The organism is Photobacterium marinum, from assembly GCF_000331515.1.
GTDB lineage: Bacteria > Pseudomonadota > Gammaproteobacteria > Enterobacterales > Vibrionaceae > Photobacterium > Photobacterium marinum.
This window is the reverse complement of the sequence record NZ_AMZO01000049.1, coordinates 18,383-29,448: the sequence shown is the minus strand read 5'-3', so window position 1 is coordinate 29,448 and position 11,066 is coordinate 18,383. Positions and strand designations below refer to the sequence as shown.

The window sequence follows — 11,066 nt, the reverse complement described above, 5'->3', positions numbered from 1 at the left end:
AACGATAGTTGGGTGTGAACACCTTTATCAAAGATAAAAATCTATTTTTTTAACGATTAACTGAATAGATGCTTACCCTTGAGGCGGTAAATCTTTTTAAATCAGTCGTTTATCTTTGTTGATGGTCTTCGCGGTGTAAAAAATAGTGTGGTTTGGTATTTTGTTTGAGGGGACGTAAACGCCCTTCACCGTGTAAAAGTGTGATCGATGTTCGTATATTGGATTCATACTGTTTGTCTGTTTGTCTGTTTGTCTGTTTGTCTGTTTGTACCATTACGGTCTTCACCGTGTAAAAAAGAGCAAGCTGTTCGTATATTGGATTATGTGCAGTTGACTATAGATACGTGAAGTCTTGTTTTGATGATGTCCTCATTAATCACTAGTTACTTGTCTGTTTTCTTTATCTTGCTACTTAGCTTTGTTCCGCGGCATCTATGCTACCTGTGCAAGCACCACCTTGTTCTTGTGCATTAATACAAATAAGGACTCAAAGCGCTAAGTGTTTTGAGTCCTTTTTGATTAATTATTGTTTAATTTGATGAGCTGAACTTTTCGAGCACTTCAGCTTCAGTCATCACAGGGCAGTTGTTGTCAAAACTGTAGCAATCTGGTTTATAATCAATGAAATACTGCATCGACATTTCCAATTTTACTTTTTTATCAAGCCCTAGAACGCCAAGTAAAACATTGTAATTACCCGATTGATTTAGTTTGTAATATAAGTGTGTTCCGCAATTCCGGCAAAAGCCTCTTTTGGCCCAGGGAGAAGAGGGAAACTCAGACAAATATTCTATACCTTGAACTTCAACTCCCGTACCGCAGGGCATGGCAAATTGTGGTCCACCATTCCACTTTTTACAGGTATCACAATGGCAGACAATAAATTGGCCTGAGAGCTTATGAATCTTTAAACGTACTTTACCGCAGAGGCAAGCTGCTTCATGATAATGTTTATCCATCCTGGAATCCTCTCTAACATAACTGTTTGAGAGACCGTATTATACAGCCTTTCATGATTATTCTTTAGTATGATAAATATAATTAGTAATTTAAGTTAGTTAGATCGCAAAAGGGATTAAGTTGACGAATAACACTCTCTGGTGCCTACGCGTCTAACGTTGGTAAATATATGATTTGACATCGATGTTAGCTGACACTGATTGATTCCATTCTCTTGGTTGGTGATCTAGAATCACTTCATTGTTGATTAGGCGGAATCAGTATTTTGATGGTTAAAAACAAATATATTTCATCAAAATTTATTTTTGGGCGTTTAATGTATGGCAATAATCATGTTAAGAAGCATAATGACAATATGTAGTGTGTATGTTTGGGTTGTTTTTATGTATAATGTAATAATGATTTAACAGTCGTCTTTAGGTGAGTCGTGAAGTTTTTTAAAAATGATTTTATTAAGCACAAATTAGTGAAAACAGCAATTGAAGAAATTGCTCTACAAGGTATTCAAGCTTGCAATGTAAGAACTATTTGTGCGAAGGCTGATATTGGGAAAAGCACATTTTACAATCGATTTAAGGATAAAGATGAATTATTGATTAATATAAAGGAGTATTTAAACTTTAGGATTGAAAGTGAGCTTTTTAAAGATTGGAAGCAAGATGATTCATTTGATGAATCTTGGATTAAAATTGCGCATTCTACTTGGCAGTTATGCATTGGATTTAAATCAACAGTTATTGCTGGTCAACTAATTAAAGAATACTTTCATGAGATGAATAATGATGTCAGTATGGATGAACTTCAGCCATGGCTAGATAGGTTAGAAAAGGAAAAACAACAAGGAAATACTATTGACATGCCTATTGAGTACTTAAATATCATGACTCTAGGTGTTGTGGTGAATTTGGCTGTTAATGTTTCAAAAGGAAATGCACCAACAATCGATGAAAAGAGTGTTGATGCATTATTTTTGAATATCCTCAATTCAATAAAGAAAGTTAAGGGTTAATGAGCGCTTTTCCAAGAGGTAATAACTGCCTTTTAAAGCGCTCATTTAGCATTAAAGCTGCTGCCATGTAAAATGACATTAACGATATGGATAACTCCGATATGGCAGCCAGATTATGAGTATAAGAAGGCTCTATATCGAAATTATTTAATGTCATATTAATTAACAGTGAATCTATTAATACAAAAAGTATTGTCATTGCTTTATTCACCGTTAAAGAGGCAATGGTCATATAGATACTAAATACTGTATATCCGATTAAAGCAAATCCAAATTGGTTGTTATCAAGGGCGTTAAAGGCAGGAATGCCCAATATTTTCAACGAAATTAACCAGTGAAGTGAGACGCCAAGCCAAAAACAACCAAAAGCACTAAAGGCAGTCATTCCGAAATTATTCCCTTTCTTCGCATCAAGTTTAGCTGCATAAAGTTGGATTCCAGCACCTAAGAATATAGACCATGGAAGTATTCCACTTACACCATGTGTGAGGCCTAATTTGGTTGAGGAAGCAACCAAAGTTACCAATGCCAGTCCAAAAAGCCCCATCGATGTCGGATCATTCTGTTTTTCTATATGCATCTTGTTACCCTCGTTATTTTATTTTGATTGATCTAAATCAAGATTGTTTAATTTAACGTCATTAAAAGTATTCGATAAAACTTGGATCACATTTTTTATATGGACGACCGTGTCCATTTGGCACTATATTAAAAATAAATCAGTAGTCAACAATCAAAAATAATTAATAGGACGGTGGTGTCCAATATTTTCGTCTTGTGTTAAGGAGGCAAAGTGTGAAGAGGTATATTGTTGTTTTAACAGCACTATTTTCAATTAGTGCCCATGCAGAGGAAACTGGTCTTGATGGTTTGCATGGTATTGTCGTTAGTAACTTAACTTTCCAAAAAGCGAATAATGACATGTTGAGGGGGTTAAAAGCACCAACTTATGAAAATGGAAATGTTAATATCAATCCAGTCATTGCAGATTCATCAGGACGTCTGCAAAATGCTTTCATTGTTAACTATACCAAGAATAAGTGGACTGTATCATTAGATTATCTTGATCTTAGAACAATTGGTGATGCATATAGCCTAACAAATCCGTTCAGCTTTGGTGTTAACACATTTGAGTCGGATCATTTTCCCAATTCAATTAAAACTGTGAATGCCTTATCTGGAATTTATGAGTTAAACCTAAGTTATAACAATAAAAATAACTCGTTCATTATAGGTAAAGTTGATACATCCCTCTACTACTTAGCAGACCCTGTATTTGCTGGTGATCTTACTAATGGTGTTGATTATGCTAATGCTGCAACGCGGGTTGTTGCTCCACCGTTCCCGTCAATTGCTGTGGTAGCGAAGCATCAATTTAGTGACTCAAATTGGAGTGTTACTGGAATTGTTGGTGATTCTTTTGGGGATCGGGAATCGCTTAATGCTGGTAAAAACATCAGTAATGGCGACTTGTCTTATGTTGTTGAAGCTAATTACTACACGTCAAAAAGACATTTCCAAATAACGCTAAATCATGTAGATAGCTTCAATAAAATGGATAAAGGTATTACTTCTGAAAACCCTGCTGTTAACGCTGCTGTATTTACTGTAAGTGATTGGGTAACAGATGATATTGCTTTATTTAGTCGTGTTGGCATGAGCAATGGTGATGCTCAAGTTGAAGACCTAAATGTTTTAGTAGGAACGAAGTATAACTATGAAGACTGGTCATTGATTGCTTCCCAATCAGCGACTCGCGTTGCAGTTGATTCAATGGGGGGCAACTCCAGAAAGGGTGATTATACATTCGTTACTGAAGCAATCCTTAATTACAACATCGATCAAGATACTTCTTTTGCATTTACCTATGACCACTATGGGACATCAGGTAGCGCTTTGCTAGATAAGGATGGCGGTATTGGCGGCAAAAGTTCAAATAACGTTTTTGGTATTCGCTTAACTCATTTTTATAAATTTTGAGGCTAAATATGAAGTTCTATAACCCAACAGGTTCAAAGAAAAATGTTGATCTTAAGCCATTAAGTAAGCGCTTAACAACGGTTCAAGATAAAGCCATCGTGTTTTATTATTCTTGGCAAGATGGCTCTTTATATGATGGCTATTTCTCAGATACGCTTGCAGGAATGTTTGAAAAGGCAGGTGCCAGTGTTACTCGTATTTATAAGAGACGAGCTTTCGACCAGGATGATGCTGAGGAGCGTGAATGTCTTGGTAAGTATGACGCTGTCATATATTTTGGAGCATCTTCATGTTCGACTTCTAAGTTCGCAACGGTTTATGGAGGTTTAATCGACGCTGAACAACAAACCCCCACAATTGTTGTTACTTATAATACATTTAAGAATGACTGCATTAATGCTAATTATGAAAATGGTACGAAAACACGCTGTGTTTATACGGATTACCCTGGCGACTCGTTATCCACAGTAGCGATTTCAACTGCTTTTGATTGTATTTTGAATGCGTTGTACAAGCAATTGAGCGGTAGTGAAAAAGAATCAGGTGAGTTTACTTTTCCTAAAGAGCCGGAAATCATTGAGGCTGTCGGTGATCCCTATCAATGGTTGGTTGAAAATCATAAAACAGATTGTTCGCCGGTGGTTATTCCTACTACCGAAGCTGTCGAGTTGATGCTACAAGGGACTAGTCTTAACCGTTATGCAGTTGTTTCTGAAAATGTTTACCCTAATAAATCGGTTGTTAATGTGCTTCAGGTGGCAACAGTTGCAGTTATGGCCGGTCTGAATCCTCAGCACTTACCTTACGCACTGGCACTGGTTAATGCGTATGGTAAGGCACCGCTTCATGCTTGTGTGATTTCCACAAACTCGTTTGGTTTTTTGCCCATTGTGCGTACTTCTTCACCTGAATCTTACGGTTTTAATTACAAAGAGCACGCAATATCCGGTGTTCCTAACGCTTATAACGCGCCTTTTGGGCGTTTTCTGCGATTAATCCAAATTGCTGTAGGAGGGTGGATGCAAGGTGAAATCTGTTTTGGGGTGATTGGCTCCCAATCACTGGGAGCGCCAGCTATCGTTGAAAACCCAGATTACCTCGATGGTAGTGGCGGCGATACGGTTAGCCTTGCGATGGGTTTTTGCTCTCAAATCGGCAATTTCATGAATATGCCATTTGAACGCATGATGGATATCGCTAAGCGATTTGATTATCAAACAGGGCTGACCGTAATTGTTTCACCCAAGCGTGCTGATGAACTGATTTTGGAATATGGCAGTTTGGAGCAGGCAGGGGATTATTATCAAAAAACGTCATGTATAACGTTGAAACAGTTTTGGGAGGAATGGCATTTAGTTTTCACTAAGCCACAGCTTGAGTTGGGGGCCGGTAAGAATGAATTACAAGGCTATCCGAAGGAGTACCTGCGTTATTTTGATGATGAAAGCACGGGAGATGATTTAGTCCCGGCGTTTCCTAAAAATTCAATCAATTTTGTTGTATCGGGTGGTTCGGCTTCAAAGATGATGAAGGCTTTTCAGGCATCAATTGTAACTTCAGTTGATGTTGATGACTTTAAATAGTTTGGAGGCTTGGTATGCAAAATAATAACGTTAGCTTAGGAAAACGCCTTACATTGCTACTCTGTGGGGTATGTACGGTGGCAAGTGGTGCACTGATTGCCCCAATCTTACCAGAGATTGCCAACCTGACTGGAAGTGAAAAACTCGCACCTTACGCAATGCTGTTGCCTAATTTAGCAATGATGATCTTTGCTCCGTTTATTGGCCAGTTGCTTGATAAATATGGGCGCTTAGCCTTTATGAGAGTTGGGCTTTTGGGATATGCCTTATTGGGGGCTTCTGGTTATGTCATGGTCGACAACATTTATTACTTACTGGGATTGAGGTTTGCATTTGGTATTTTTACCGCTCTAAATATGACAGCGATCAGTACATTAGTGGCTGACTATTTTAAAGATGACCCTCAAGGGAGAGCGCAGTTTTCGGGTTACCAGGGTACATTTGCGTCACTGTCTGCAGTTGTCGTCATTCAGCTTGGGACATTCGTTGCCGCTTATGATTTCAAGAATACATTTCTAATGTATTTTGTCGCTATTTTCTTTTTGATTCTGACTTATCTATTTTTGACTGAACCTGTAAGAGGTGTAGGTAATTCAATTGAACTTAAGGATACAAATACAAAAGAGAAAGTGCTTACGAAAGATGTTCTCTTGATCCTTCTTACCTTAGGGCTTGGAATGGCCGTGTATTATGCAGCAATGGTTTATACCCCATTTGTTATGAGTAAATTTGGTGCATCGGCCAGTTCGACAGGCATTGCGATAAATCTATTGACAGCATTATCTGCGTTATCCGCTTTTTTCTATGGGAAACTTAAAGCAAATAAGTCTTTTGATTTTATCTACATGACATCTTTTGGCTTGATCTTTATTGGTTATGCGTTGATGGGGATGTCGACCAACATTGTAACTTTATTTATCGGTTGTGCTGTTTCTGGATTGGGGGTGGGTTTATTAATGCCAAACTCAGCTGTTCGTTTGATGTCAACTGTCAGCCCGTCAATTATGGGAACCGCGATGGGGATATTAATTGCTACTGTCTTTGGTGGAAATTTCAGTGCTGGCTTATTGGCTGCCCCGATAATACCTAGCTTAGGCTATGAGGGTGTATTTATTGTCTTCGGTGTTATCGCAGCATTAATCGCATCATTTTATGGCATCAAAAATGTTAAATCGTAAGGAGTTAATAATGAAAAAAGTTATCGTTGCAGGCTGTATGCTTTTATCTATGAATGCATTTGCAGATCAGGTTAAGGTCGCAACTCTTTCTGCTCCCAGCCATTATTTAAATCCTGGACAGTCAACGAATGATCTAATTGGCTGGATGAAAAAAGCTCATAGTGAAGGAATAAAAATTCTAAGTACACCAGAAGCATACATTGGTGGTTACCCTCTTTGGAATTATGTCGAGAAAACAATAAATATTGTTGATGGCGAGAAACATAAAGCTGCATTTATTAATGGCTCCATTGACTTGAATGGACCTGAGGTTAAAAAGATCCGCTCTGCAGCCAAGAAGTACAATATTGGGGTCATACTCGGGGCTAATTTACGTGGAGAGGGTGGCGATCGAAACACCGTCTATAATGCAATTATTTTTATAGATGAGAACGGTGAGGTGGTGAACGTTCACCGCAAGACATCTGGTTCACATACCGAGCGTCAATATTGGAGTTATGGTGAAGCTTCAACTATCAAAAATGTCACGATACAGGGCTTACAGGTCAGTGCTGTCCAGTGCTGGGAAGCGAGAAATCCTTTGACTGTATCCCAGTTGGCTCTTAATGCTCCCGATGTTGTTTTCTTACCGACAGGCGATTATTTTAATGAGGAACTTGGCGGTTTATACACTGTTGAAATGCGTTATATAGGTCGCAATGTTCATTCATACGTGCTTTCGAGCAGCATTATGTTTAATTGGGACTCGCTTGGAAAATCCGACGAAGACCTGTTGAATGAATGGAAAAAAGTTATGCCTCCGAAGGCACCTGCGGCAGGTCTTGGGGGCGGTGCTGCAGTTGATCCGCATGGTGTGATCCTTGATATCACTAAACCGTTTGAAACTCGACTTGTTACCACGGTTGTCGATACAGATAAGGTTAAGGGATCACTTGCCCTTCACTCGATTACCGACTCATACCGCCTAAAGGGTGACTATACGCTGTATGTCGACGGAAAAAAAATAACTGGCAATGGGGTAGAGCGTATCTACTAATGTATTTTTGGGGAGGGGGTGCTCTCCCTGTTCCGGAGGAATTATGATTCGAGTCATCTTATCTTGTTTATCATTATTTACCTTACTAAGTTCTCTATATTCATACGCAGAAACATTGCCGTTTGAAAATGGGGGGATGGTTTGTGGGTCTTATTTAGCAAAGGATGATGTGCTAAGTCGTTACTATGACGATATGCGAGAAGGTAGAACGGTTGACCTAAAGCGTAACGTATTTAGTGAACATGGTCTTGTTACTGGTGTTAATCTCAACGATCAATATTTAACGCTTACACCAAAAGCCTTCGCAGATGATATTTTAACTAAATTACATCAGCATGGATTTGTGGAGCGAGAAACATGTCGTGTTTCAAATACTGATTATGTCAATGATCTCTCTGTTGTTGTCAGTCGTTATGTGAATTTTTTCCCTGATACACCAAATGAAATCACATATGGCATTAAAGTTGTAACCATTAATAGAAAAGCTAATAGAATTACAACAATGAGCTGGAAAGATCTTGGTAAGATTAAACTGTAGTGGGAAGGCTACATGAACCAAAGATTAAAACGCGAATTTATATCTCCAGAACATGTAGCCTTTATTAATAATAACAATTTATTCATTCGAATAAATCTCTTTTTAAAAATAAATTAAATCTATTGGGTATAAATATATTGCTAACTGTGAGAGTGTGTTTATAAATGTGGTTAGGCAATGTGCTTGCTTATCTTAACTATATGGACCTATTTGATTTGGATTATCTCATAACTGTTTTTATGAATTATGATTAATTATAACAATCTGTCAATAAAAAAGAAGCTTGCCTTGGTTTTTCTGGCGATTTCTTTATCGATGATGATATTTGGCTCTTATTTGGAATTAGAGCTTAATATTGTTCGTGGAGGGATATCATCATTCCAGAAAAAAGCTTTGCCAAGTGTCATATTGATTAACGACATTTGTAATGATGTCAATAATATGCGGCGGACTCAATATGCAATACTTACATTTAAAGATACTGATAAAGTAAACTATTATATTAATTATATTGAGCAATTCACGGAGCAGATAGAGCATAATTTTAAAAGTTACGCAGCAGACATTTCCATCGATAAAAGCGAAATGCATTATAACAGTGCAGTAGATGCCTGGAACAATTATAAAAAAGCTCAGGATAAGTTTTCTCGTGAGGTGGCTAATTATAATTTTGAACAGGCTCGAAGTGTACTTTCAGCTTCGCTTGATGATTATAAAATGTTAGCCAGCGATCTGCAGGCGCTTAGGCAGTTAGAAATAAAAAATATTAAGGATGGTGGTAATGCGATGCTCAAAACCACTCATGAGATTGCGCTTGGTGCTTTATTCGGTATTGCTATACTTGCCTGTTTTATGTTGTTGATGAATATCACTCTTAATCGATTTATTTGCTTGCCGTTAAAGCAAGTGATGTATCTGGTCAATGCAACCGCAGAAGGAAATTTAAGCTGTAAGTTCAGTGCCAAGGCATTTGGAAGTGATGAATTTGGCTCGTTGGCAGATGCTGGATTGAAAATGCAGAGCCAGTTACGAGCAATCGTTGAAGAGGTGATGCTTGGTGTCCAGCATTTGAAAAAAGCCATTGAAGATTTGAGTTCGGTTGCTCATAAATCTTCTCTCGGAATGAAATTACAGCAAGATGAGATTGCGATGGTTGCGACTGCGATCGAACAAGTCAAGGCCAACGTCGCTCAGGTTGCAGCCAGTACGCAACATGCTTCCGATGTGTCTGTTTCTGCATGTAATGAGGCTCAGTTGGGTTGTAAAGATATCAATCAAAATATGACGTTGATTCATAATGTTTCTGGTGCGGTGCAGCGTACCGGAGTTTTGGTTCAAGACTTAGAGCAGCAATCAAGCAATATCAGTGTGGTTGTTGATGTTATTAGTGATCTTGCTAGGCAGACTAACCTCTTGGCTCTCAATGCGGCAATTGAGGCTGCTCGTGCGGGAGAGCAAGGGCGGGGATTTGCGGTGGTTGCTGATTCAGTACGCATTTTAGCGGGGCGAACTCAAGAGTCAGCCAATCAAATTATTGGCATAATTAGCAATCTTCAGCACAGTGCCGTTGAAGCGACCAAGGCTACAGAGGAAAGCTGCAGTATGATTGCTCAATGTGTCGAATATGGACAACTTACTGCGGATAAAATCGTATCTATTGAGGAGAGTATCTCGAAAATTGCTGAGATGGGGATCAGTATAGCGGCTGCATGTGGCGAGCAAGATAACGTGATAGATGAGGTGGGGCGAAACATTGAGAATATCAACTTATCTTCCGTTACGGTTGTAGATGAGTCGGGACTCAGTGTTGCGTCTTGTGATGAATTGCATCAACTGGCGTTGAAACTGACGACAACGATGGAGCGGTTCTCGGTGACATAAAGTCAATGTCTCGTTTGTTTAGAAGGTTTACAAATTAGCTTGTTGGTGATTTTCCATCGTTTTTACCGGTTTCTCTTTCGTGTTCATGGCTTGTCGTTTTTTCTGATTGTCTGTACTCTTACGCTCTAACTTGTCATACATGATTTAGAGTGAATGAAACCAACGACAATTACCCTTGCATTGACAGAAAAAATAGCCCAATGGATTGTCTCGGGCCAGTATGCGCCAGAAGAGCAGTTGCCAGGAGAAAATGAAATAGCCCGGACGCTGGAAAGTTCACGAACCTCGGTCCGTGCAGCGCTGCAAAATTTGGCTGGTAAAGGGATGATCATCATACAACCGAAAAAGCGTTCAACGGTGGCAGTTATTGAGCAATGGAACTGGCTTGATAGCGATGTTATGCGCTGGATGTCCGGGGTTAAAAGTAGTGATCGTATCATCACTCATTTAATTGCAACCCGATTGATGTTTGAGCCGAATATTGCGGCCCTGGCAGCGCTCAACGCTACGGGACGGGATTTGGCTGAGATGGAAGTCGGTTATGAAATGATGCGTGACGGTCGGGACAATGGTTGTCGGGAGCAGTTTAACCAAGGTGATATTTATTTTCACCGGGCAATCATCATGGCTGCTCACAACCCGTTCCTCGTTGGGCTGGGTGATTTGCTTATCGCGACAATGGAGCTGTCGTTTTCAAACACCCTAGAAGATGATGTCAGTTTGAGTGGCCCTGCATTGCAGGAGCATTGGGATGTGTTAGAGGCGATCCGCTTGCGTAATGCCAAAACAGCCCGTCAAAGGATGCGTGAAATTGTCTTGGCATCAATGCGAAAAGTCTTGCCTCACGATCCAGACTTTGTTTCTTTGATACATTAATAGATATTAGCGATTGATCACAGCT

At 39.2% G+C, this 11,066-nt stretch carries 10 protein-coding genes; 8 read left to right on the top strand and 2 right to left on the bottom strand.

Going from position 1 to position 11,066, the window contains the following annotated elements; all coding sequences use genetic code 11:
- Window positions 1-530: 530 nt before the first annotated feature.
- Window positions 531-959: a GFA family protein gene (locus tag C942_RS23640; RefSeq protein ID WP_036801661.1), complete on the bottom strand. Its 429-nt coding sequence runs from the start codon at window positions 957-959 to the stop codon at window positions 531-533.
- Window positions 960-1,387: 428 nt separating this feature from the next.
- Between C942_RS23640 and C942_RS23635 the strand changes: the two genes are divergently transcribed.
- A complete protein-coding gene (locus tag C942_RS23635; protein ID WP_036801659.1) occupies window positions 1,388-1,969 on the top strand; it encodes a TetR/AcrR family transcriptional regulator in 582 nt (193 codons plus the stop codon).
- On the opposite strand, the gene C942_RS23630 is transcribed toward C942_RS23635, so the two are convergent.
- Window positions 1,959-2,549, bottom strand: coding sequence for an acetate uptake transporter (locus C942_RS23630; RefSeq protein ID WP_036801657.1), 591 nt, complete (start codon window positions 2,547-2,549; stop codon window positions 1,959-1,961). The genes C942_RS23635 and C942_RS23630 overlap by 11 nt on opposite strands.
- A gap of 215 nt (window positions 2,550-2,764) precedes the next feature.
- Between C942_RS23630 and C942_RS23625 the strand changes: the two genes are divergently transcribed.
- The 7 genes from C942_RS23625 to C942_RS23595 all read left to right on the top strand — a co-directional run bounded on the left by C942_RS23625 (window position 2,765) and on the right by C942_RS23595 (window position 11,041).
- Window positions 2,765-3,949, top strand: a complete 1,185-nt coding sequence (locus C942_RS23625; RefSeq protein WP_007471272.1) for a hypothetical protein — start codon at window positions 2,765-2,767, stop codon at window positions 3,947-3,949.
- A gap of 8 nt (window positions 3,950-3,957) precedes the next feature.
- Entirely contained in the window at window positions 3,958-5,532 is a 1,575-nt protein-coding gene (locus C942_RS23620; protein WP_007471271.1) for a hypothetical protein, read from the top strand.
- A 14-nt stretch (window positions 5,533-5,546) separates the two neighbouring features.
- Complete coding sequence (locus C942_RS23615) at window positions 5,547-6,710, top strand: MFS transporter (protein ID WP_007471269.1); 1,164 nt, start codon at window positions 5,547-5,549, stop codon at window positions 6,708-6,710.
- Between the two features lie 10 nt (window positions 6,711-6,720).
- Window positions 6,721-7,746, top strand: coding sequence for a nitrilase-related carbon-nitrogen hydrolase (locus tag C942_RS23610; RefSeq protein WP_007471267.1), 1,026 nt, complete (start codon window positions 6,721-6,723; stop codon window positions 7,744-7,746).
- Window positions 7,747-7,789: 43 nt separating this feature from the next.
- Window positions 7,790-8,284 (top strand): hypothetical protein, encoded by a 495-nt coding sequence (locus tag C942_RS23605; RefSeq protein WP_036801655.1) that lies wholly within the window; start codon window positions 7,790-7,792, stop codon window positions 8,282-8,284.
- Between the two features lie 246 nt (window positions 8,285-8,530).
- Window positions 8,531-10,165: a methyl-accepting chemotaxis protein gene (locus tag C942_RS23600; RefSeq protein WP_051035897.1), complete on the top strand. Its 1,635-nt coding sequence runs from the start codon at window positions 8,531-8,533 to the stop codon at window positions 10,163-10,165.
- Window positions 10,166-10,318: 153 nt separating this feature from the next.
- Complete coding sequence (locus C942_RS23595; RefSeq protein ID WP_007471261.1) at window positions 10,319-11,041, top strand: FadR/GntR family transcriptional regulator; 723 nt, start codon at window positions 10,319-10,321, stop codon at window positions 11,039-11,041.
- Window positions 11,042-11,066: the final 25 nt, after the last annotated feature.

Bases quoted from the DNA above. Each gene is read 5' to 3' on its own strand.
- C942_RS23595 (WP_007471261.1), top strand. From the start codon at position 10,319: ATGAAACCAACGACAATTACCCTTGCATTGACAGAAAAAATAGCCCAA.
- C942_RS23630 (WP_036801657.1), bottom strand. From the start codon at position 2,549: ATGCATATAGAAAAACAGAATGATCCGACATCGATGGGGCTTTTTGGA.
- C942_RS23640 (WP_036801661.1), bottom strand. From the start codon at position 959: ATGGATAAACATTATCATGAAGCAGCTTGCCTCTGCGGTAAAGTACGT.
- C942_RS23605 (WP_036801655.1), top strand. From the start codon at position 7,790: ATGATTCGAGTCATCTTATCTTGTTTATCATTATTTACCTTACTAAGT.
- C942_RS23620 (WP_007471271.1), top strand. From the start codon at position 3,958: ATGAAGTTCTATAACCCAACAGGTTCAAAGAAAAATGTTGATCTTAAG.
- C942_RS23615 (WP_007471269.1), top strand. From the start codon at position 5,547: ATGCAAAATAATAACGTTAGCTTAGGAAAACGCCTTACATTGCTACTC.
- C942_RS23610 (WP_007471267.1), top strand. From the start codon at position 6,721: ATGAAAAAAGTTATCGTTGCAGGCTGTATGCTTTTATCTATGAATGCA.
- C942_RS23600 (WP_051035897.1), top strand. From the start codon at position 8,531: ATGATTAATTATAACAATCTGTCAATAAAAAAGAAGCTTGCCTTGGTT.